This window comes from Micromonospora sp. NPDC049559 (genome assembly GCF_040676675.1).
Classification (GTDB): Bacteria; Actinomycetota; Actinomycetes; order Mycobacteriales; family Micromonosporaceae; genus JBFAPK01.
In genome coordinates this window covers 1-21,468 of sequence record NZ_JBFAPK010000038.1, presented here as the reverse complement: position 1 = coordinate 21,468, position 21,468 = coordinate 1, and the positions used below count along the sequence as shown (strand labels likewise).

Here is a 21,468-nt window from a genome sequence, read left to right as displayed (position 1 = left end):
GTTAGTGTGGGGACGGGGAGGGCAACCCCCGTCCCCACGGTGGTTACACACACGCACGAGCGGAATTGGCGTCCAGGTCGTGCGTGCCGCGCGGGAGCCGGGCCACGCGAGTGGCTCTGGTTCCACCTCCTCTCAGGGTGGTGCATCGGCTGGCGGCGGAGTCCGGGCTGGCCCGCCCCCAGCCCCTTCGGCTGAGCCTGGTGCCGCGCCCACTTGCGGCGCGGCGCCCGTGCTGGCATCACTTAGTGGACCTGTATCGATGGAAGCGCTCCCATCGATGGATGCGACTGTAGCCCGCGTCACGGCTTTGTGAAAGACCCAAAACAAGATCGAAACACCGCACCAACCTCGGTGAAACTCCGCCGTGCTTTCCCCGACTCCTCGTCGCGCAGGTCAGCCCGGCCGCAGCGCCGTCCCCAGTGGAGCCACACCCGCCGCCACTTGCTGCGGGAGCGCTCCCATGCAAGACTGTCGAAATATCGCGGTAGGGAGCCACACACCGCGCGACGCGGGCCGCCGAGGGCATCCGAGTTTCGGTACGGCGCCCCCTTGCACCGACCGGAGCCGCCGCCCCCTGGCGTACTCCGCGGTTCGGCCCGGCGTTGCCGTCGTGAAGCCGACCCCCGGTCCGGGACGGGTTGACCACCTTTCCGGGCGCCTTCGTCCCCCGCGCGGCCGCACCGCACCGCCGCGCAGGAGGCGCCCCGCCGAGGCCGCAGGGCCCCGGCCTGGTCCCGCGAGGAGACACTGAGCAATGAAACTCTGGGCAAGACGGGCCGCCACCGAGCTCAGCGTGGCGACGCCCGTGGTCGAGCGGCCCGCCACGGCGGGCCCGCGACGGCGCCGGGTGGCCATGCTCGCCGCCGGTCTGCTGGTCGTCGGCGGGGTGACCCTGCCCGCCGGCGCGGCCCACGCCGCCGTCGCCTGTGACGTCGTCTACGCGACCAACGAGTGGGGCGGCGGCTTCAGCGCCAACCTCACCCTGAAGAACCTCGGCGACCCGATCAACGGCTGGACCCTGCGGTTCACGTTCCCCGGCAACCAGCGGGTGACCCAGGGCTGGTCGGCGAACTGGACCCAGTCGGGCAACCAGGTGACCGCGACGAGCATGTCCTGGAACGGCAACCTGGCTACGGGTGCCTCCACCGGCATCGGCTTCAACGGCTCCTTCAGCGGCAGCAACCCGCGCCCCACCTCGTTCTCCATCAACGGGGTCACCTGCAACGGCGCGCCCACGCAGCAGCCCCCGACGGTGAGCCTGAGCGTGCCGGCGGGCCCGTTCGTGGCGCCGGCCGACGTGCCGCTGACCGCGACCGCGAGCGACCCCGACGGCACCATCGCCAAGGTCGAGTTCTACCGCAACGGCCTGCTGGTCAACACCGACACCACGGCGCCGTACAGCTACCTGCTGGAGGACCAGCCCGCCGGCAGCTACACCGTGCAGGCGCGGGCGTACGACAACGCGAATCTCACCGCCACCGACGAGAAGGCGTTCACCGTCACCGGCAGCTCCGGCCCGGTGCTGGTGGCGACCCCCTCCTCGGTCAGCGTCACCGAGGGCGGCAGCTCGTCGGTGAACCTCAAGCTCAGCGCAGCGCCCTCGGGCAACGTGGCGGTCAGCGTGGCCCGTACCGGTGACACCGACCTGAGCGTCACGCCCACGTCGGCGACGTTGACGACGGCCAACTGGAACACCGGGGTGAACCTCACCGTCAGCGCGGCCGAGGACACCGACACCGCCGGCGGTACCGCCACTTTCACGGCCTCGGCCACCGGGTACGCGCCGCTGGCGATCGTCGCCACCGAGATCGACAACGACACGCCGGGCGGCGGCGACAACGTCTACAAGGCGCGGTTCCTGGAGCAGTACGGCAAGATCAAGAACTCGGGCTACTTCAGCCCGGAGGGCGTGCCGTACCACTCGATCGAGACGCTGATCGTCGAGGCCCCGGACCACGGCCACGAGACCACCTCCGAGGCGTTCAGCTTCTGGATCTGGCTGGAGGCGCAGTACGGCCGGGCGACCCAGAACTGGGCGCCGTTCAACAACGCGTGGACGGTGATGGAGAAGTACATCATCCCGTCGCACAACGACCAGCCGACCGCGGGCGTCAACGGCACCCCGCAGTACGCGGCCGAGCACAACCTGCCCAGCCAGTACCCGTCGCAGCTGGAGCCCAACGTGCCGGTCGGGGTGGACCCGCTGCGCAGCGAGCTGCAGAGCGCGTACGGCACCGGCGACATCTACGGCATGCACTGGCTGCTCGACGTCGACAACACGTACGGCTTCGGCCGGTGCGGCGACGGCACGACCCGGCCCGCGTACATCAACACCTTCCAGCGGGGCCCGCAGGAGTCGGTCTGGGAGACCGTGCCGCAGCCGTCCTGCGAGACCTTCGCCTTCGGCGGCCCGAACGGCTTCCTCGACATCTCCATCAAGGAGGCGAACGCCCCGGCGAAGCAGTGGAAGTACACCAACGCGCCGGACGCGGACGCGCGCGCCATTCAGGCCGCCTACTGGGCCCTGACCTGGGCCAAGGAGCAGGGCAAGCAGGCCGACGTGGCGGCGACCGTGGCGAAGGCCGCCAAGATGGGCGACTACCTGCGCTACGCGATGTTCGACAAGTACTTCAAGAAGATCGGCAACTGCGTCGGGCCGACGACCTGCCCGGCCGGTACCGGCAAGGACTCCATGCACTACCTGCTCTCCTGGTACTACGCCTGGGGCGGCGCGACCGACACCTCCGCGGGCTGGTCGTGGCGGATCGGCTCCAGCCACAACCACTTCGGCTACCAGAACCCGTTCACGGCCTGGGCGCTGACCAACGTGGCGGAGCTGAAGCCCAAGTCGCCGACCGCGGTGACCGACTGGACCAACAGCCTCAACCGGCAGCTGGAGTTCTACCAGTGGTTGCAGTCCGCCGAGGGCGCCATCGCCGGCGGCGCGACCAACAGCTGGGACGGCGCGTACGCCCAGCCGCCGGCCGGCAAGCCGACCTTCTACGGGATGTTCTACGACGACCACCCCGTCTACGAGGACCCGGGCAGCAACCAGTGGTTCGGCATGCAGGTCTGGTCCCTGCAGCGGGTCGCCGAGCTGTACTACGTGACCGGCAACGCGAAGGCCAAGGCCATCCTGGACAAGTGGGTGCCGTGGGCGATCGCGAACACCACCATCGGTACCGGCGCGAACTTCGAGATCCCGTCCGACATGCAGTGGACCGGCGCCCCGGCCACCTGGAACCCGTCCAGCCCGGCGGCGAACACCAACCTGCACGTCACCGTCACGGCCAAGGGCAAGGACGTGGGCGTGGCCGCGGCGTACGCCCGGACCCTGATGTGGTACGCGGCGAAGTCCGGCAACACCTCGGCGAAGAACACCGCCAAGGGGCTGCTCGACGCGCTCTACGCCAACGCCGAGTCGAAGGGGATCTCGACCACCGAGACCCGGGCCGACTACAACCGGTTCGACGACGTCTACAACGCCTCGACCGGGCAGGGGCTCTACCTGCCGCCGGGCTGGTCCGGCGACATGCCCAACGGTGACCAGATCGCCCCGGGCAAGAGCTTCGTGGACATCCGCTCCTTCTACAAGAACGACCCGGAGTGGCCCAAGGTCCAGGCGTACCTGAACGGCGGCGCCGTACCGTCGTTCAACTACCACCGGTTCTGGGCCCAGTCGGACATCGCGATGGCCTTCGCCGACTTCGGGAACCTGTTCCCGAACGGCTGACGGCCACCGGGCCGGTCGGGTGTGGCGGCGTCGCCGCGACATCCGGCCGGACCCGGACCGGCGAGAGGCCGGGCGTCGGTCCCGGGGCGCGCGTCGCCACCGGCGCCGACCTCCGGGGCGCGTCAACACCGGGCCGCGCGGGTACTACCCGGGCGAGCCCCTGAGAGCACCGCACCATAGCGGACCGGTCGCACACCGGTCACCTGGACGGCCTGATTCCCACGGTCAGGCCACGCAGTGGTGGGCCGGCCGGAACTGGCCAACGCAGCGGATCCGGCCGGCTCACCACCCCCCGGCGCTCGACCGCCGGGCACCGACCCCCGGGCGGGTGGCACGTCACGTGTCGCTCGCCCGGTTCCAGTGTCGCGGGGGCGCCGGCGCTCCGAGCGGTCGACGGTTTTTCGATCTCCGGAGCGGCCCGTCTCGTGTCGAGGCCGGACAAGGAGTAAGGTACAGCCTGGGAGAGGCCACTTCCCCCGTGGTGGCCTCTCCTTCTATGCGTCCGGCGTGTCCTGCCACGCGTGCGATTCCGCGTCGGCCCCGCCCCGCCCCGGGTACTTTCACCCCGCTACCGGATCTTTCACACGGTCGCCGGCCCCGCGGCCCGCCGGCTTTCCGGCGGAGCGCCAGCTTTGTCGCCGCCGGCCCGAATTCCCGTCAGCCGGCGAAATTCCCGGCCGGGGCGGGCTCCTGCGGATGCCGCAGCCCGGGGTGCCCGGGCGGCAGCGCACGCCGGATCACCCACCAGCTCACCGCGAGGCAGGCCGTCACCAGCGGCCAGGTGAGCGCGGCCCGCGCGGCGGCCAGGGCGACCACCTGGTCGGCGTAGTAGAGCGGGACGAGGACGGCCAGCCGGACCACGTACTGGAGCACCCAGACGGCGCTGCCCCGACGGTACGCCCGCAGCAGCGCCGGGTCGCGCCGCCACCGCCCGCGCTGGCCGAGGACGGTACCGACCACCACGCCGAGCAGCGGCCAGCGGACCGCGATGCTGACCAGCCAGGCCAGCGCGCTGGCCGCGTTCGAGACGAGCTGCAGCAGGAAGAAGTCACTGGCCCGGCCGGTACGCAACGCGACGAGCGCGGCGACGAAGACCGCGAGCAGCCCGACCAGGATGGCCCGTGGCCGGTGGCCCCGCCGCCAGCGCCAGCCGGCAACCGCGGCGCTGACCAGCAGCGCGGCGATCACGCCACCCCAGATCGACCGCCCCGCGACCAGCCAGCCCACGCCGAAGGCGAGGGGCGGCAGGGACGCGTCGACCGCACCGCGACCGCCGCCGAGCAGTTCGGCGAGGGACTCCGGCTCGTCCCGCCCGGCCCTCGACCGCACCCGCCACCTCCCGCTCGATTCGACCGGATGCGCCGCGCTCCGGTGGCCCTTAGGCATGCCTAATCTAGTCGCCGGTCCGCCGCGCGGCCCAGCCCGAGTGGGGGGCGTTCAGCGTGGCGCGGCGGTACCGATCGTGGCGTGCACGTACCAGACGTGCCGGTGGTCGGTGAGCAGCCGGCGGGGCACCACGGGCAGCCAGGGGCAGCGACCCGCGGCCAGGTCGGCCGGCAGGTACGCCTCGGCCCGCCAGCCGTGCCCGGTCAGCCAGCCGGCCGGGTCGTCGAAACCCTCCGCGTACGGCGCGCCGTGCCCGCGCAGGAACCGCAGGTACCGCCGGTGCGCGGGGTCGTGGTGGAACAGGCTGCCGTGCACGTCGAAGAAGAGGCTCGAACCCGGGGCGGTGACCGTGGTGACGGTGGCGATCAGCAGGTCCGCGGCCGACCGGTCGAGGTAGTGCAGCAGACCCTCGGCGATCCACAGACACGGCTCGCCGGGACGGTAGCCGGCGGCGAGCAGCTCCGGCAGCCACTGGCCGCGCAGGTCGGTACCGACCGCCCGGCGGCGGCAGGACGGGACCAGTCCGGCCCCGTCGAGGACTCGCTGCTTGGCGGAGAGCTGCTCCGGCGACTCCAGCTCGAAGAGGGTGAGGTCGGCCGGGAGTGCGAGGCGGAACGCGCGGGTGTCGTACCCGGCGCCGAGGCAGACCACCTGACGGACACCGGAGCGGACGGCGGCGGCGAGGATCTCGTCGGCGAAGCGGGCCCGTACCACCCCGGAACCGCACGGCGCGCCCAGCGCGCGCAGGTACGCCACCTCGCCGCGCGCCTCGGCCGTGGCGAAGAGCGGGGACTGCGGGTCGTCGAGGAAGGAACCGTCGGGCTCGTCGCGCTCCTCCGCGCGGATCACCGCGCGCCAGGAACCGGGGTCGGTAACGGATCTATTTTGAATTCCAACCGGCATGTGAGTCCGTCTCTCGGGCGCGGAAACAGGTGGTACCGCCCGAGCGGGAACGGCCGGCGGCGCGGCCAGACTCGCGCGGAACGGCAATCCGTTCGCCGTCTCCAGGTGTGACAGCGCCGTCATCAGCTACGACAGCATCGGCACGATAACCGGTCAACGTACAAAGTTAATACAATACAAAATTGTGACCCGGCGACCGGTCCGCCCGAGGACGGCCCGCGACCACCCGGCCCGCAACCACCGGCCCGGGGGCGCCCGCCCGCCGCCGTCCCGGAACCCCGCCGCCACGTTGACGGCGCGGCGACACGCGCGACGAACAGGTACGCGTTTAGCCGCGCCGGGCTCGGGTGACCAAAGAGTCGGCTCGCCGCCCGGTACGGGGCAGGGCGGTCGCGGGCCGGGCAGCATTGGGCGGCGAACGTGATCGGGTGGTGGAAATGGTGCTGACCGTGGGCGAGGCATCCCCGGAAGTGGAAAAGGCTACGCGGGCGGAGGGGAGGAAAGGCGGCCTCGTCGCCACCTGGCTGGTATTCCTCGCCGCACTACAGGTGGCGGCCCTCGTCGTCGTCTGGAGATTCGCCGTACACACCCGACACGGTCAATGGCTGGACACCGCCGCCCTCACCGGCAACACGATCGGGCAGGACCGGGTCGACGGGATCGTCGACAACGTACTGAACGCGATGTCGGTGGTCTCCCTGCTCGCGGCGACCGCCGTGCTGGCGTTCATCGCGTTGATCCGCCGCCGGGTCGGCCTGGCGATCGTGGCGATGCTCCTGGTCGCCGGCGCGAACATCACGAACCAGGTGCTCAAGTACACCCTCGCCCGACCCGACTTCGGCGTGGACCCCGAACGCGCGGCGGCCGGCAACAGCTTCCCGAGCGGGCACACCTCGATCGCCGCCTCGGTCGCCGCCGCGCTCATCCTCGTGCTGCCGAGGCGGCTGCGGGCGGCCGGCGCGATCATCGGTGCCGCGTACACCGCGCTCGCGGGCGTCGCCACCCTCTCGGCGGGCTGGCACCGCCCCAGCGACGCCGTCGGGGCCGTGCTCGTCGTCGGCGCCTGGGCCGCCGTCGCCGGACTCCTGCTCCTGGCCACCCAGCACGAACGCGCCCAGGCCGACCGGGCGGACGCGCACCGGGGCGTGGTCGCCCTGCTGGTCCTGACCGGACTGGTCCTCGTGGTCGCGGCGGCGGTCGCGCTCGGCTTCACCGACGGCTCGATCGTGGCGATGCCGGAGGACCTCGGCCAGGGCCGGCTGCTCGCCGCGTACGCCGGCAGCGCCGCCGGGATCGCGGGCGCCGCCTGCCTGGCCATGGCGACGGTGCTGGCCACCGTGCACCGGGTGGTCCCGCGCCTGAGCCCGCGACCGACCACGGCCGGGTCCGCGGCCGAGCGCGGCTGAGCCGGCGGCCGAGCGCGGCCACGCCCGCGGTCCGGTCCGTCGCGGCCCGGCCGGTGCGCGGACGGGCTGTTACCGTCGGGCCCGTGACCGTACGGGAGGCCCTGTGGGCCGAGTGCGAGCGGCTCTCGACGGTGCTGGCCGGGCTGGTTGAGGCCGACTTCGACCGGCCCACCGGCTGCCCACCGTGGAACGTCGCGGAGTTGCTGGCGCACGTCCGCACCACGCTGGGGCGGCTGCCGGTGATGCTCGGCCAGCCGGCGCCGCCCCGCGCCGAGGTGGACGCCGCCGGCTACTACGGGCCGGCGAAGTTCACCCCGGCCGTCGACGCGGCCCGCGTCGACGGGGCGCGCCGCGAGGCCGGCGAGGTGGCGAGCGGACGCGAACTCGCCGAGGACTTCACGCGTACCTGGAGATCGGTGCGGGCCGCGCTCGCGACCGAGGCGCCGGACCGGGTGGTGCGTACCCGCCACGGCGATCCGATGCTGCTCGACGAGTTCCTGGTCACCCGGGTGGTCGAGGTCGGCGTGCACGGGCTGGACCTGGCGGCGGCGCTGGACCGGCCGCCGTGGCTGACCGAGCCCGCCGCCCGGGTCGTCGCCGACCTGCTGCTCGGCGGGAACCCGCTCGGCACGGACGCGCCGCTCGGCTGGGACCGGCTCACCTTCATCCGCAAGGCGACCGGCCGCCTGCCGCTCAGCGATGCCGAGCGGGCCGAGATCGACCGCGCCGGGCTCCGCTGGCTCTCCTTCGGCTGACCGTCGCGGCGCCCGCTCAGGGAACGGCCGTGCTCGCCGGTACTGGCACGGGTTCCGGTTCCGGTTCGGTGAAGGCGCCGGCGAGGGGGCCGTCCTCCGCGCGCAGGGCGCTGATCGCGCGACTGGCCCGGCTCTTGACCGTACCCGTGGAGCAGCCGAGCTGGTCGGCGATCTGCACCTCCGAGAGCCCGCCCCAGTACCGCAGCACCAGCACCACCCGCTGCTGGGCCGGCAGTCGGCGCAGGGCGGCGAGCACCAGCTGGGCGGTGTCGCGCTCGTCGTACGGCTCCTGTGGCGCAGGCTCGGGGAGCGTGGCGGACGGTACCTCCCGCCGCCACAACCGGCGGGCCGCGCGCCACGCCGCCCGGGTCATCACCCGCCGGGTGTACGCCTCGGCGTCGCCGTCCGGGTGCAGCTTGCGCCACGCCCGGTACGTCTTGACCAGCGCCTCCTGTGCGAGGTCCTCGCCGTGGCCCCGGTCGCCGGTGAGCAGCGCGCCGTACCGCACCAGGGTCGGGTAGCGGGCGGCGACGAACTCGGCGAACCCGGCCGGCCCGCGGTTGGGCTCCGCCCCGCTCACCGGGCGCCGATCCCCATGAGCGCGAGCAGCTCCCGGTAGGCGGCCTCGTCCAGCCGCACCCGACCGCCGCGCGAGGAGACCGCCTCCCGGCATCCGTCCCCGAGCGCGATGGTGATCATCGTCGCACTCCTGGCCGCCGCCGCCCGCTCGGCCGCCTGGGAGGCGTCAGGTGTCCCGGCCGTCGGGAAGGGCGGGAGCGTAGCCGTCCGGAGCAGGAGCCGGGCCGTCGGCTGCGACTGGCTCGCGCAGGCGTGCCGGTTATCGACGATCTGCGTCTGCCGGTTGAGCAACCGAAGTACCGCGCCGGTCGTCGCGGAATCCGTCGACCGGGCGTAGTCCCGATCGGCCTGCTTGAGCGGGGGCAGGCTCAACTCCGCCTCGGCCGCCGTCGCGGGCAGGGCGAGTCGGGTGGTCGGGCGCGGCGTGGTGCGGATGGAGTCGATGAACCGCTGCTGCGCCACGCCGTCGACGCGAAGCGTGATCGAGAGCTGCGACCAGGGCAGCACGAGGGTGTTGTCGTAGTTGGCCTTCCCGCGTTCGCTGGCGGTGTCGGTGACCAGCCAGCCTGGCTCGCCACCGGGCAGGGTGAGCATGTGCGGTGCCTCGACGGCCAGGATCGCGCGGACGAACGTTCGGTCCGAGCCCGGCGGGTGCGGGCCGCTCACGGACGGACTCGGCGGGGCCAGGGCGAAGGCGCGTCCGAATGGGATCACCGCGGAGGTGCTCTGTATCTCGATGGGCGCCAGGGTGCAGCCGCGCTGCCCGGGGCCGGAGATCAGCACGGCCTTTTCCTGCATCCCGCAGCGTGGCGGGCCGTCAGGGACAACCCGCCACCCCGGCGGTACCGGAATCGTCGCGTTGCCCGCGACGATCTTCCCGTCGACCACCCGGGGCGGCTCCGGCTCGCCGAGCACGCCCGCCACCGGTGGCGGGGGCACCGGATCCGCGCTCAGCCGCGCGGCCACGCCGACCCCGCCGCCGGCCACGGCGAGCACCGCCACCGCCGACGCGGTGACCGCCCGAAACCGCGCCACCCGGCCCCGGCGCACCACCGTCGCCGCCGGGTCCGCGATCCGCGGCGCCACGTCGGCGACCGCCTCTTCCAACAGTTGTTCCACCCGTTCACTCATCGCGACACTCCCGTTCGCCGAGGTACCCGTACATCCACACCAAGGCATCGGGAGGCGGCGGGGGTTCCACCGGTCCGGTGTGCCGCCCCCGACCGGGGGGACGGCGGCGCGGGGCGTACCGGTCAGCGGGGTCCGCACGCCCTATCCCTTCGGTCGGGTGAAGGTGGCCGGAGCATCCCACCCGGGGTGCTCCGGCCGCTCCGGTCGGGACGAGCGCCGGTCGGGCGGTCTCGGCTCCGCTCAGGTTGCCTGCTGCGCGTCGAGGGTCTCGCGCAGGATGTCGGCCTGCCCCGCGTGCTGGGCGGTCTCGATGACGACGTGCGTGAGCGCCCGACGGATGCTCCACACCGCCCCGGTCGCTTCCTCCCAGGGGGCATCCGGCAGTGGATGCGTCGCTGACAGGTCGGGCAGGGCGGCGACGATCTCCTCGGTGCGGGCGGCCACCTCCTCGTAGCGCGCGAGGATTCCCGCCAGCGTCTCGCCGGGCAGCATCCGGAAGCCGTTCTCGTGGTCGATCATCCACTGCGGGACCTCGCGCGCGGTACCGGCCATGATCTCGGCCCAGGTGACCCCCTCGGGCAGGTCGTACCGCATCGCCGAGGCGCCCTCGACGGCGAAGCGGAGCCACCCCTCCTCCATGGCCGTGACGTGCTTGACCACCCCGCCCAGGCAGAGCGCGCTGACGGTCGGGCGCTCGCCGAGCTGCTCGTCGGTGAGCCCGCGAACGGTCCTGGTCAGGGCGGATCGCGCCTCCGCGAGCGCGGCGAGCAGATCGCTCCGCTCGGCGTCGAGGGTCGCGGGGGAGTCAATGGTGGCGGGGGACGTGATCGTGTCCGGCACGGCGCTCGGGCCCTTTCGCTCGGTCTCGCTGGGTGGTCGGTGTCGCCCAGTAGTGGGTGTCGTGCAGTGGTCGGTTGGCTGAGTGTTCGGTGTAGCCGAGTGGCCGGTGTCGCTGGGTGGGACGCGACAACGGTCGCAGGGGAAGCGGTCAGGAAGTGTCCGCTTCTGGAGGCAGAATCAGAACCATGCCGAAGACGTCCGCACGACTGCTCTCGCTGCTCTCGCTGCTCCAGGCCCGCCGGGACTGGCCCGGGGCGCTGCTGGCCGAGCGGCTGCGGGTCAGTCCGCGTACGGTGCGCCGCGACGTCGACCGCCTGCGCGAACTCGGCTATCCCATCGCGGCGTCCAAGGGGCCCGACGGCGGGTACCGGCTCGCCGCCGGCTCCAACCTGCCCCCGCTGCTCTTCGACGACGAGCAGGCCGTCGCGCTGGCCATCGCGCTCCAGGTCGCCGTCACCGCCGGCGCCGGCATCGAGGAGGCCGCGGCGCGGGCGCTGCACACCGTACGGCAGGTCATGCCCGCGCGGCTGCGCGGGCGGATCGACACCCTCCAGATCACCGCCGTCGAACGCCCCACGACGCGACCGGACCCGCCGGTCGACCGCGGCGTGCTCATGGCGCTCAGCGCCGCCGTGCACGCCCGCGAGGTGCTGCGCTTCGACTACGTCCCGGCGGTCGCGCCGGGGGAGACCGACGACGCCGCGCAGTCCCCGCCGCGCCGGGTGCAGCCCCACCACCTCGTCACCTGGGGCGGGCGCTGGTACCTCGTCGCCTGGGACCTCGACCGCGAGGACTGGCGTACCTTCCGCGTCGACCGGATCACCCCTCGGGTGCCCACCGGTCCCCGCTTCGTCCCCCGGGAGCTGCCCGGTGGGGACGTGGCCGCCTTCGTGGCGAACCGGTTCCGGGGCGCCAGCAGGTCCGGTGACTGGCCCTGCCGGGGGGAGGTGATCCTCGACCTGCCCGCCGCCGTGGTCTCCCGCTACCTGCGGGACGGGGTCGTGGAGGCGCTCGGCCCGGACCGCTGCCGGCTCGTCCTGGGCTCGTGGTCATGGGCCGGGCTGGCCACCGCCATCGGCAGGTTCGAGGCCGATTTCACCGTCGTTGGCCCGGCCGAACTGAAGGACGCCTGCGCGCGGTTGGCCCGCCGGTACGCCGACGCGTAGTCGGAGCGAGCGCCGGTGGCGGAGCATGCGCCGCGCCACCGCTTCTTGATCAATTAATCCGGCCGTCGGACCGCGTTCGCGTGCCCGAACGCCGAGGCAGGGACGTTTCTCCCCGGGGCTGACGGCCGCCCAGGTCGGCTGCGCGGGTCATCGGCACGCTCGTACGGTCGCGGCGGCGACGCCGCCCCGTCGACAGAAACGTGCCGGTAGGAGGAACAGTGATCGCCCGTACCAAGATAGCCGTCGGACTCGCCGCCTCGCTGGGTGTCGGGGCCGTGGCCCTGAGCGCGGCCCTCGCGCCCGCCCACGCGCTCCCCGCGCCCGCCGACGCCATGGTGCCCGCGGCGCAGGCCGCCGCGGCCACGCCGCCGACGTTCGCCGCCACGCTCGTCCGGGCGTACCCGACGTTCGACGCCCGCCAGGCCGTCGCGGTCGACAAGAAGTACTTCTACGTGGTGGACAACCGCAAGATCACCAAGCACGACCGGGCCACCGGCGCGCCGGTGCTCCAGTTCGTCTCCGACGACGACGGCCCGATCATCCACATGGACAGCGCCGCCGTGGTCGGCGACAAGCTGTACGTCGCGCACTCCAACTACGACGAGTCGCCGATGGAAAGCTCGATCGAGGTCTTCGACACCAGGACGATGCGGCACGTCGACACGCACAGCTTCGGCATCTACCGGGGTTCGCTGACCTGGCTCGACCGGCACGACGGCGCGTGGTGGGCGGGCTTCGCCAACTACGACGAGGTCCCGGACGGCGAGACCGAGCCGTACGGCGGCACGTACAACACGCAGGTCGTCAAGCTGGACGACCACTTCCAGGTCGTCGAGGCGTGGAACATCCCGAAGGCGATCCTCGACCGGTTCAAGCCGATGAGCAACTCCGGCGGCTCGTGGGGCCCGGACGGTCGGCTCTGGCTGACCGGCCACGACCTCGGCGAGGCGTACGTCATGACGCTGCCGGACGCGGGCGCGGAGCTGCGCTGGGTCGCCACCGTCGACCTGCCCGGCGTCGAGGGCCAGGGCATCGCGTGGGACCGTTCGGGCGGCCAGCCGACCCTCTGGGCGATCAAGCGGTCGACCTCGCAGGCGATGAGCTTCACCGCCCCGTACCGCTCGATCGCCGACCCGCGCACCCCGGTCTGGCAGGTCTTCGGCCCGGGCCACTTCCAGGAGTGACCCCGCCGTACGGCCCGGCACCGGCAGGTCCGGTGCCGGGCCGTACGGTCTATTCGAAGCCGCGGAAGACGCCGTCGTCGTCGACGCCGTCCGCGAACTCCTCCCAGTCCATGTTCGCCAGCGCCAGGTTGGCCTCCACGGAGTGCACCTCAGCCGGGACCACCCGGAACGTGTCTCCGTAGCGTGGTCCCTTGCCCTGGTCTTCGAGGCCCTCGACCCAGTCGTACAGGTTCAGCACGAGGACCGGCCGATCGGGGTGCGTGAGCGTCTCCGTGTCCACGAGGAAGACGAACCGTTCGCTCGAATCGGCCGGTACGAGGCGCAGCAGCCGCTCCGGGGTCACCCCCTCGTACGCCCGGTCGTCGACGAACTCGACGTGCGCCTCGAACTCGTCCTCGGTCTGCGGCTCGACGATCGCCGCCCGCAACCGGGTCCACTCGTCCTCGTGCGCGAAGTCGGTACGGATCACCAGGCTCGCCTCGGAGGCCCTTCGCCATATCGTGTCGTCCACACCAGGAGGACGGATGCGGCCGGCGCGGATTCACCGGCTCAAGGGTGATCCGGGGCACATTGCTCGGACCGCGAGATGGCGTCCGGGTAGACCGGATCCTGGTGGTAGCCGTGCTCCCGTCGTTCGGGCTCCGGGCGCGTACGCGGCAGTCGGACCAGCACCCGCTTGAGCCATCGATCGCCGCCGTCGTACCGGGCGCGGAAGGGGGCGCGCCCGTGCACCATCGTGTCGTTGTCCAGGATGAGCAGGTCGCCCGGCGCGAGAGCCACGGCGCGGCCGCACGCCTCGAAGGCGCCCTCCAGCCGCCGGAACGCCGCCACGAACCGCGCGTCGTCGGTCATCAGCCGGGTGTACGAGGGGTCGTACCGGACGCATCGACCCGTGGGACCGTTCCAGACCGTGGACATGCCCACCGGTACGGCCCCGGCCGACGCCCCGGCACCGTAGCTGTCGTCCGGCTCGATGGCCAGGAGCGGTCGGCCGAGCTGGGCCAGGTCCGCGTCGGTGACCGCCGCGTCGCGTATCCCGGCGAGCCGGGTGCCGATCAGATCCGGGTTGCGGACGCAGGCCAGTATCACCAGGTCGGCCCGCTCCGGGTGGAACGCGTCCTCGGTGTGCCAGACGAGCGGCACGGTACTGCTCGCGCCGACCTGCTCGTGGCTGTGTTCCGGACTGGGCAGTATGTTGTGGACGCTCCGCCCGGCCTGCTGGTTGGTCCAGCCGAAGACGCGCCCCAGGGCGGCGGCGACCAGGGCCAGCGCCACGTCGAGGGGGGCGCTCCGCTCCGGGTCGACCTCCTTCCAGTGCCGGGGCGTCGGACCCGGATCGGGCAGGTCGGCGAAGAGCCCGGGCACCAGTACGAAGCCCCGCGCCAGTACCGGCGGAGTGAGCGTCCGGCGAAGTGCCTCGGCGAGGGGCTGGGCCAACCGCCAATCGGGCTGCTGGAGGACTGTCTCGCCGAGCGCTCCGGCGCGGACCCGATCGTGCGCGGCCCGGATGACGGCCGCTCTGGCGGACTCCGGCAGAGTGATTTCGGAGCCTGGCGCTGCTGGGCTGGTCAGCATAAATGCCCCTTGGCGTCGGATGGGTCGTCCTGAATTTGTTGGTGATCGCCCGAATCGACCCGGTCGGCGGGACTGTAACGTCTGCACCAACCGGACGGATTACGGCACAAAGAATTCCCTGAAATCGGACCAAAGGCGGCGTGTCGGTGGGGTGGCCCGCTCCGGATCGCGAGTTGGTAATCGACGCTCCCGGCGGTTGAGGCCTGCATTACAGCACGTCGGTATAGCCGATCAAAGAGCCGTGTGATCTACGTCTCAGGCGGAATTCAGCCTTGTTGGCCGTCCACTGTGTCATTACACTCCGCAGACAACACGCGACATCTGACGCATCGGGGAAGGGAAGCAATTAGGGCGGGGCTCCATTGCTTTTCCGACGCGATTCCTTGCACATAATAGCGCCTGACTGGGGAGATCATTGTCTACTTCCGCCGAGCGGGCCGCCCGTACGTCGCCGTCGACCGCCCCCCGGGATCGGATCGAGCAGGTGCGCCGAGGCGCGGAGCACTTCTTCGCCCTTCCCGAGCTTTCGCACATACCGCCGGAGCGCCGGGCGCAGGTGTTGCGCGACATCGAGGAGACGGGTACGTACACGCACACCGCCGAGGAGCTGCTCATCGGTGCGCGCCTCGCCTGGCGGAACCACGCACGCTGCGTGGGGCGCATGCACTGGAAGTCGCTCAAGCTGCTCGACTTCCGGGACCGGACGAGCGCGGACAGCATCGCCGAAGCCTGCTGGGAGCACGTCCGCACCTCGACCAACGCGGGGAAGATCGAAGCCGTCATATCCGTGTTTCCGCCCCGCGCCCCGGACGGGGGAGCCATCCGGATATCCAATCCGCACCTGCTCCGCTATGCCGGGTACCGACAGCCCGACGGCAGCGTGGTCGGTGACCCGGCGACCGCCGACCTCACCGACCACGTCCAGCGCCTCGGCTGGCGCGGTGCGGGTACGCCGTACGATTTTCTGCCACTTGTCGTCACGACGCCCGACGACGGGGTGAAATGGTACGACGTGCCGGCCGGAACCGCGCTGGAAGTTCCGATCCGCCATCCGGACCTGCCCTGGTTCGAGGAACTGGGGCTGAAATGGTACGCCAATCCCGCGCTCTCCGAGATGGCGCTGGAACTGGGCGGTCTCACCTACACCTGCGCACCATTCACCGGCTGGTACCTGAACACCGAAATAGGCGCGCGGAATTTCAGCGACGAAGACCGGTACAACAAGCTGCCGATCGTCGCGGAGAAGATGGGCCTGGACACCTCCAACGATCGCACGATGTGGAAGGATCGGGCTCTGGTCGAACTCACCTACGCCGTTCTGCACAGCTTCAACGCCGCCGGCGTGCGCATGTACGACCACCACACCGCGGCCCGGCACTTCGTGCAGTACGTCGAGCGGGAGGAACGGCAGGGGCGTACCGTGCCGACCGACTGGTCCTGGGTGAACCCGCCGCTGTCGAGCAGCACGACACCGGCGTTCCACCGCACCTTCGACCCGCCGGACTTCGATGTTCGGCCCAATTTCGTCCGACAGCAGGCGGCGGACGCGTGCCCGCACGCGATGCGCTCCGGCGCGGCCGATATCTGACGACGTCGGGAGGCTTCGATGAGGCTTGAGTGGCCGAAGGCGCTGTCCGCCAGGGACATGCGCGAAATGCTCGACCTGATGAACGGGGTGGCCGTCCAGGAGCGGAACCTCGGCTTCAACGAACCGCTCAACGACGAGGACGGACTCGCGTTGATGCGGGCCTTCGACGAGGAACTGCGTCGGGGCGCGGTCAGGCTGCTGCTCGTGCGCGGCGAGGGGGAGCGGGTCATCGGTATGGTCACCCTCGCCCGGGCGCCGCAGCCCGGTCGCCGGCACGTCGTGGACCTGCGCCGTTGCGTGATCCACCCGGACCACCGTGGCCGGTTTCTCGACACGGGCTTCGCGGAGGCCCTCCGGGCGACGGCCGAGATGGGTTGCGACATCCTCACGCTCGAAGTGCGTGACGACGGCCCGATGCGGCTCTGGCAGCGCCTGGGCTTCCAGGAGTACGGGCGGCTGCACGACTACGCCCGCAAGGACGGGCGTTCGGTCACCGGCTATTTCATGTACGCCCGGCGGGCCGACCTCGAAGACCACTTCCGGCGCACGGGCCGGTGGTCGCACCGGATCGACCCGGCCGGAGAACCCGCAGCCGGACGCGTCACCGGAAGCGGCTCCGCGGCGACCGGCGCGGCGAACGGGTCGGTGGTGCCGGGCGTCTAGGACGCGGCCTAGCCGAGCCGGTGGGCGAGGAAGCGCGCGGCGAGCCGGGGTAGCCTCCTTCGCCACTCCTCCTCGTCACGAAGATCCCAGCGCTCGTCGGAAGGTTCCGGGCCACCGGCGGGTCGGGCCGGGTCCCCGTCAGCGGCGGCGGCGTCCCAGAACGCGTCGGGATCGCCGGTGAGTTGCTCGTACGCCCGATGCGCCGCGTACAGGAACTGCTCGTCGCCGATCCAGAGGCCGTGCCCGGCCGACGCGCCGATCTCCCGTACGGCGGGATGCGCGGCGAGCGCGTCCGGCTCGGCCACGACGGCCTCGAACCCGCTGCGGCCGAAGCCGACGAGCCCCGCCCGGAAGTCGGAGAATCCGTCGTCGGAGAGGAAGCCGTGCTCGATGACCCAGCACGCCGCCGCGAGATCCCAGGTGTCGGCCCGGTCGAGGACGTCGTCGAGCCGCCGGTCGAACGCCACGATCTCCGGCAGCGGCAGCCGGGCCAACTCCACCACCAGGGCGTCGGTCACCGCGCTCGGTCGGCCGTCCCGGCGGGCCAGGTCCGCCGCCGGACCGGCCGCCGCTCGGGCCCGCTCCACCACCTGCCAGAACCCATCCTCGTCCACGCCGAGGAGTCTCCGGCACCGCTGTGACAATCTCGGCGAGCCCTCGTACCCAGGAAGGGCGGTGACCTGCCGTCGAGCGCGCGTGAAGGGGCGTGTCGCGGGTCAGCGCCGGTAGCCGCCGGGCGCCGGCCGCGCCGTTCCTGCCGAGCACGTACCCCTCCAGCCAGATCCAGCCGTGGTAGGTCTCCCAGGTCGGCAGCCGGATCACGCGGAACAGGAACGGGTCGACGAACTGCACGCTGACGGTCCGGTCGACCCGCACCACGTCGCCAGAGCCGGGGATCACCGCGGTCTCTCCGGCCGGGTCCACCCGATGAAGCGCTCGTGCAGCTGACTCGGGTTGAGCCTCGGATCGAGATCGGCCAGGTCCTTTGCGGCAAGGTCCAGCATGTACCGCATGTGCATCGCCAGGCCGAGGCTGTCGCGGTACCGCTCACCCAGTCTGACCTTCGCCGGCGAGCATGGCCATTCGGTGGCGGGCGGGCAGGTGTCGCACATCCACTCCGGCCGCTTCGGGTCGTGTCCGGTCACGGCCACGGCAGCACCATCAGCAGGCAGAGGCCGCCGAGGACCCAGGCGGTTTCGCGCAGCAGCACCACGACGTACGAGGCCGTCTCCGGTTTGGGTTTCTCCTCGGGCTTCGGATCAGGCGGTTTCGGTATTGGTTTCGGTCTCGGCCGCGTTCTCTCCTCGCCGGGCAGCCGCTTCGGGAACCACAGTCCCATTGATCGCATCACCTCGGGTCGTCAGGGGGGGCGCGACGGCCGGAGGAATGGTGACCGAGATCGACCGCCGCGCCCCGTGGACGGGCGCGGCACCTCGGGGGAAACCGGCGGCAGCGCCCGACTGGGAGGGGACGCGGCGAACATGCCGGCACCGGTGGGAACTGCCTGTTCACCACGTCCCGCTACGCACCGTAAAGACGCGGTCGGCATCTGTAGTGATACGTGACGCCCTAGTCGGGCAGAGCCTCCCTGACCTGCGCGGACGTGATGTCCTACCCGCTGACGCCCATCCGGTCGGCGAGAGCCACCAGGCCAGGCAGTCGCTGGCGGTTGCGGCGCGGCAGTAGCTCTCCGACGATCGACCGCGCGATGGTCTGGTGTTGCATCATCTCCGGCGCCAGCGCCTCCACCCGTCGCAGCACGTCCACCGCGTCCTGACTGCGCCAATCCGCCGCGTACGCCCACGCCACATTGAGCAGGTACCGGGCGTGCATCGCCGTGGGCAGCACCTCGGGGTGCTCCACCCGCTCGGCAAGCTTGATCGCCTGCCGAGGGCGGTCGGCGGCGATGGCCACGTCGACGGCCTTCATGGCGGCCACCGTCGGTCCGAACGCCAGTCCCAGGTACTTCGTGGGCACGTCGCCACCCATGCGAGCCGCGGCAGCCGTCACCATTCCCAGAAGCGTCTGCGCCTCCGACTGTCGGCCCGACCGTGCCACTGCCGTCGTCCCATACCGCAGCAGCTCGCCCCAGACCGCCACCTGATCCGGTGCCGCCCGAGACAGGGTGGGCTCGATCGTGGCGGCAGTCTCCACCGCGACCTGCTCCGCCTCCGCCCACAGGCCCTGCCTGGAGAGCACCCACGACCGGGTCGCCTGGTGGGCGGCGTGCAGCAACTCGTCGCCGGACGCCTCGGCCGCCCGCATCGCCTCGGCGAGGGCGAGATGGGCCAAGTCCTCGTGTGCGAGGTGGGCGAGCAGGCTCGCGGTCATCTGCAACAGCTCGGCGAGCAGCGCGTACGCGGCCGAGGATTCGTTCGCCTCGCGGGCAAGCGCCCGTGCCTGCGTGATCCGCTCGGGCAGGGAGCGCGCGAGCTGGGCGTACCGGCCGGCCCAGTAGAGCTGCCAGAGTTCGGCGGTCGCTCGCCGGAGCACGGGCAGGGCGGGTGGCTCCTCGGCGGCTGCCCGGACGCCCAGGACCGCACGGCGGATGGCGCCGACCTCGCCGTCCTCCGCGCCCGTCACCAGCCCGCGATGCGGTCGCAGCAGCTCTGCGGGGCTCACGTCCAGGGCGTGAGCGAGGGCGGCGACCGTCTCAAGCCGGGCGGTCGTACGCTGTCCCTGCTCCAGCTTTCTGATGATGTCGACCGATACGCCTGCCGCCTCGGCAAGCTCCCGCTGCGACATGCGGCGCCGACGGCGCAGGGCCGAGATCCGAGTGCCGATGGCGGTACTGGCCATGATGGGATCTCCCAGGTAGAGGTCTGGGTGGGCGGCCAACCGTCACCCGGCACACCGCCTACTTCGGACGGTACACCGCGACGATTGCGGAGTGTGGTCGAAAGCTGACCCGTTCGCCGCTCGTGCTGATCAGGCCGCCCCGCATCGCGGTAGCCCGCCCTCGTCAGTCGAATGATGGGCTACCGGACGCCAACCGACTACCGTCGACCCGTGCTCGATCCAGCAGCTGTCTTCGACAAGTCCGGCCCGTTGGAGGACCCGCTAACCGACGACGTTTTGCGAGCGGTGGAAGCGCAGCTCGGATACCAGTTGCCCAGCGCGTACGTCGACCTGGCCCGGCGACACAACGGCGGCCTGTTCGCCCGTGACGCCCACCCCGCACGGGGTAGGACCTCCTGGGCTGAGGACCATGTTGGCGTCCACACGCTGGCGGCGATCGGTCGAACTGCTCGGTTCAGCCTTTGCGGCGAGTTCGGCAGCACGTTCTGGGTAGCGGAATGGGGCTACCCCGACATCGGCATCTACATCGCCGACTGTCCGTCGGCGGGTCACGACATGGTCGCCCTCGACTACCGATCGCCCGGTGAGCCGGCCGTCGTACACGTCGACCAGGAGCGGAACTACCAAATCACGGTCCTCGCCCCCGACTTCGAGACCTTCGTGTCGGGCCTCGTCGACGAATCCGAGTACGACATCGACGACTGATCGGCGGGTCCGCAAGGACCTTTCACGCGGTCTCAGGTGCGGGCGCGCAGGTGGGCCAGGACCAGCGGGTCGATCCGGCCCGGCACGATCCGCTCCTCCAGGTTCTCCACCCCGGCCCAGGACGCGAGCGCGCCGTCGACACCGCCCGCGCCGACCGGGTACCCGGCCTCGGCCAGCAACCGCGACACCTCGCCGGCCAACTCCCCGTCCAGGTCGAGCAGGGTCGCCGGGTCGGGGCGCTCGAACAGCATGGTGTGGATGTCCAGCAGCCGGCGCAGCTCGCGTACCGGATCGGGGTGGTCGTCCACGCGCAGGTCGACCAGGACGTCGCTGGTGCCCGCGTACCCGGCTCCCTTGGCGACCACCAGCAGCCCGGCGCTCTGCCGACCACGCCGGTCGCCCCCGGCCTCGTCACCGGCGAGCAGCGCGGCCACCAGCCGTTCGGCGAAGCGCGGCTGGGTGGCGCCGAGCCAGGCGTCGCGGATCGCGTCGACGACGTGCGGGCCGGCGAGGATGTTGCCCTGGACCGCCCAGCCGTCGCCGGCCTGGCCACCCGCCCAGTCGTGGCACTCGGCACCGGTGTACGTGGCGCCGTCGCCGCTCGCCCCGACCACGCCGAGCTGTCGCTGCGCGCGGCCCGGGTCGGCGGCCGTCAGGCCGGCCACCACGTCGGCCGCCGCCACCCCGGTACGCAGCAGCGCCAGGCCCTGCGGCCGGTAGGCGAGGTTGACGTGCGCCTGGGTGGCGAGCGCGCCCACCTCGGCCTCGGCGGCCGGCACCAGCGCCCCGGCGGCGAGGAATTTACTGGCGACGGCGACGCCGTGCAGCCGGCCGTCCGCGGAACGCGCCACGATCGAGAAGGTCACGTCGAGAGGCTACAAGCCGAGGCGACCTTCGGGTACGCCCGACGACGCCCCGCCCGCCCGGGGACGATCCCGCGCACCACGAGCCCGGGCCGCCCCCGCCCCCCAGCCGTCACCTGAACACTAGAGGCGCGGGGGACGTGATCGTGTCCGGCACGGCGCTCGGGCCCTTTCGCTCGGTCTCGCTGGGTG

The 21,468-nt window shown here is 72.0% G+C and carries 20 protein-coding genes; 8 read left to right on the top strand and 12 right to left on the bottom strand.

What is annotated here, in order from left to right; translation table 11 throughout:
- Positions 1-853: 853 nt before the first annotated feature.
- Positions 854-3,733, top strand: coding sequence for a glycoside hydrolase family 48 protein (locus tag AB0J86_RS30995; RefSeq protein ID WP_363861243.1), 2,880 nt, complete (start codon positions 854-856; stop codon positions 3,731-3,733).
- Positions 3,734-4,390: 657 nt separating this feature from the next.
- On the opposite strand, the gene AB0J86_RS30990 is transcribed toward AB0J86_RS30995, so the two are convergent.
- Together AB0J86_RS30990 and AB0J86_RS30985 are read right to left on the bottom strand one after the other, a co-directional pair.
- Positions 4,391-5,062, bottom strand: coding sequence for a DUF3159 domain-containing protein (locus tag AB0J86_RS30990; protein ID WP_363861198.1), 672 nt, complete (start codon positions 5,060-5,062; stop codon positions 4,391-4,393).
- Between the two features lie 108 nt (positions 5,063-5,170).
- Positions 5,171-5,968, bottom strand: coding sequence for an SAM-dependent methyltransferase (locus tag AB0J86_RS30985; protein ID WP_363861197.1), 798 nt, complete (start codon positions 5,966-5,968; stop codon positions 5,171-5,173).
- Positions 5,969-6,492: 524 nt separating this feature from the next.
- Between AB0J86_RS30985 and AB0J86_RS30980 the strand changes: the two genes are divergently transcribed.
- A complete protein-coding gene (locus AB0J86_RS30980) occupies positions 6,493-7,428 on the top strand; it encodes a phosphatase PAP2 family protein (protein WP_363861196.1) in 936 nt (311 codons plus the stop codon).
- An 83-nt stretch (positions 7,429-7,511) separates the two neighbouring features.
- A complete protein-coding gene (locus AB0J86_RS30975; protein WP_363861195.1) occupies positions 7,512-8,183 on the top strand; it encodes a maleylpyruvate isomerase N-terminal domain-containing protein in 672 nt (223 codons plus the stop codon).
- A 16-nt stretch (positions 8,184-8,199) separates the two neighbouring features.
- Here AB0J86_RS30975 and AB0J86_RS30970 read toward each other — a convergent pair whose 3' ends face one another.
- The 3 genes from AB0J86_RS30970 to AB0J86_RS30960 all read right to left on the bottom strand — a co-directional run bounded on the left by AB0J86_RS30970 (position 8,200) and on the right by AB0J86_RS30960 (position 10,733).
- Positions 8,200-8,763, bottom strand: coding sequence for a SigE family RNA polymerase sigma factor (locus tag AB0J86_RS30970; protein ID WP_363861194.1), 564 nt, complete (start codon positions 8,761-8,763; stop codon positions 8,200-8,202).
- On the bottom strand, positions 8,760-9,893 hold the full coding sequence (locus AB0J86_RS30965) for a hypothetical protein (protein ID WP_363861193.1): 1,134 nt from the start codon (positions 9,891-9,893) through the stop codon (positions 8,760-8,762). Before AB0J86_RS30965 ends, AB0J86_RS30970 begins: the two co-directional genes overlap by 4 nt.
- A gap of 240 nt (positions 9,894-10,133) precedes the next feature.
- Positions 10,134-10,733 carry a DinB family protein gene (locus AB0J86_RS30960; RefSeq protein WP_363861192.1) on the bottom strand — a complete coding sequence of 200 codons (600 nt, stop codon included), beginning with the start codon at positions 10,731-10,733 and terminating at the stop codon, positions 10,134-10,136.
- A gap of 185 nt (positions 10,734-10,918) precedes the next feature.
- On the opposite strand from AB0J86_RS30960, the gene AB0J86_RS30955 reads away from it, so the two are divergent.
- Positions 10,919-11,899, top strand: a complete 981-nt coding sequence (locus AB0J86_RS30955) for a WYL domain-containing protein (protein WP_363861191.1) — start codon at positions 10,919-10,921, stop codon at positions 11,897-11,899.
- A gap of 218 nt (positions 11,900-12,117) precedes the next feature.
- Entirely contained in the window at positions 12,118-13,083 is a 966-nt protein-coding gene (locus AB0J86_RS30950; RefSeq protein WP_363861190.1) for a hypothetical protein, read from the top strand.
- Between the two features lie 49 nt (positions 13,084-13,132).
- On the opposite strand, the gene AB0J86_RS30945 is transcribed toward AB0J86_RS30950, so the two are convergent.
- The gene (locus tag AB0J86_RS30945; protein ID WP_363861189.1) at positions 13,133-13,594 is read right to left on the bottom strand and encodes a hypothetical protein; all 462 of its coding nucleotides are present in this window, start codon (positions 13,592-13,594) and stop codon (positions 13,133-13,135) included.
- A gap of 38 nt (positions 13,595-13,632) precedes the next feature.
- On the bottom strand, positions 13,633-14,520 hold the full coding sequence (locus AB0J86_RS30940; protein WP_363861188.1) for a TauD/TfdA family dioxygenase: 888 nt from the start codon (positions 14,518-14,520) through the stop codon (positions 13,633-13,635).
- A gap of 622 nt (positions 14,521-15,142) precedes the next feature.
- Between AB0J86_RS30940 and AB0J86_RS30935 the strand changes: the two genes are divergently transcribed.
- On the top strand, positions 15,143-16,246 hold the full coding sequence (locus tag AB0J86_RS30935; protein WP_363861187.1) for a nitric oxide synthase oxygenase: 1,104 nt from the start codon (positions 15,143-15,145) through the stop codon (positions 16,244-16,246).
- Positions 16,247-16,264: 18 nt separating this feature from the next.
- The gene (locus tag AB0J86_RS30930; protein WP_363861186.1) at positions 16,265-16,909 is read left to right on the top strand and encodes a GNAT family N-acetyltransferase; all 645 of its coding nucleotides are present in this window, start codon (positions 16,265-16,267) and stop codon (positions 16,907-16,909) included.
- A gap of 8 nt (positions 16,910-16,917) precedes the next feature.
- Here AB0J86_RS30930 and AB0J86_RS30925 read toward each other — a convergent pair whose 3' ends face one another.
- The 4 genes from AB0J86_RS30925 to AB0J86_RS30910 form a co-directional block, all read right to left on the bottom strand.
- Positions 16,918-17,523 carry a DUF4240 domain-containing protein gene (locus tag AB0J86_RS30925; RefSeq protein WP_363861185.1) on the bottom strand — a complete coding sequence of 202 codons (606 nt, stop codon included), beginning with the start codon at positions 17,521-17,523 and terminating at the stop codon, positions 16,918-16,920.
- Between the two features lie 282 nt (positions 17,524-17,805).
- On the bottom strand, positions 17,806-18,060 hold the full coding sequence (locus AB0J86_RS30920) for a flavin reductase (RefSeq protein WP_363861184.1): 255 nt from the start codon (positions 18,058-18,060) through the stop codon (positions 17,806-17,808).
- Entirely contained in the window at positions 18,051-18,248 is a 198-nt protein-coding gene (locus tag AB0J86_RS30915) for a hypothetical protein (protein ID WP_363861183.1), read from the bottom strand. Before AB0J86_RS30915 ends, AB0J86_RS30920 begins: the two co-directional genes overlap by 10 nt.
- A gap of 272 nt (positions 18,249-18,520) precedes the next feature.
- Positions 18,521-19,708, bottom strand: coding sequence for a helix-turn-helix transcriptional regulator (locus AB0J86_RS30910; protein ID WP_363861182.1), 1,188 nt, complete (start codon positions 19,706-19,708; stop codon positions 18,521-18,523).
- A 171-nt stretch (positions 19,709-19,879) separates the two neighbouring features.
- Here AB0J86_RS30910 and AB0J86_RS30905 point away from each other — a divergent pair, with 171 nt between their 5' ends.
- The gene (locus AB0J86_RS30905) at positions 19,880-20,413 is read left to right on the top strand and encodes an SMI1/KNR4 family protein (RefSeq protein WP_363861181.1); all 534 of its coding nucleotides are present in this window, start codon (positions 19,880-19,882) and stop codon (positions 20,411-20,413) included.
- 32 nt (positions 20,414-20,445) lie between these two features.
- Here AB0J86_RS30905 and AB0J86_RS30900 read toward each other — a convergent pair whose 3' ends face one another.
- A complete protein-coding gene (locus tag AB0J86_RS30900) occupies positions 20,446-21,279 on the bottom strand; it encodes a DUF1028 domain-containing protein (RefSeq protein ID WP_363861180.1) in 834 nt (277 codons plus the stop codon).
- Between the last annotated feature and the right edge of the window lie 189 nt (positions 21,280-21,468).

Coding starts and splice junctions, on each gene's coding strand:
- AB0J86_RS30995 (WP_363861243.1), top strand. CDS start 854: ATGCTCGCCGCCGGTCTGCTGGTCGTCGGCGGGGTGACCCTGCCCGCC.
- AB0J86_RS30905 (WP_363861181.1), top strand. CDS start 19,880: ATGATGGGCTACCGGACGCCAACCGACTACCGTCGACCCGTGCTCGAT.
- AB0J86_RS30930 (WP_363861186.1), top strand. CDS start 16,265: ATGAGGCTTGAGTGGCCGAAGGCGCTGTCCGCCAGGGACATGCGCGAA.
- AB0J86_RS30915 (WP_363861183.1), bottom strand. CDS start 18,248: ATGGGACTGTGGTTCCCGAAGCGGCTGCCCGGCGAGGAGAGAACGCGG.
- AB0J86_RS30910 (WP_363861182.1), bottom strand. CDS start 19,708: ATGGCCAGTACCGCCATCGGCACTCGGATCTCGGCCCTGCGCCGTCGG.
- AB0J86_RS30955 (WP_363861191.1), top strand. CDS start 10,919: ATGCCGAAGACGTCCGCACGACTGCTCTCGCTGCTCTCGCTGCTCCAG.
- AB0J86_RS30965 (WP_363861193.1), bottom strand. CDS start 9,893: ATGAGTGAACGGGTGGAACAACTGTTGGAAGAGGCGGTCGCCGACGTG.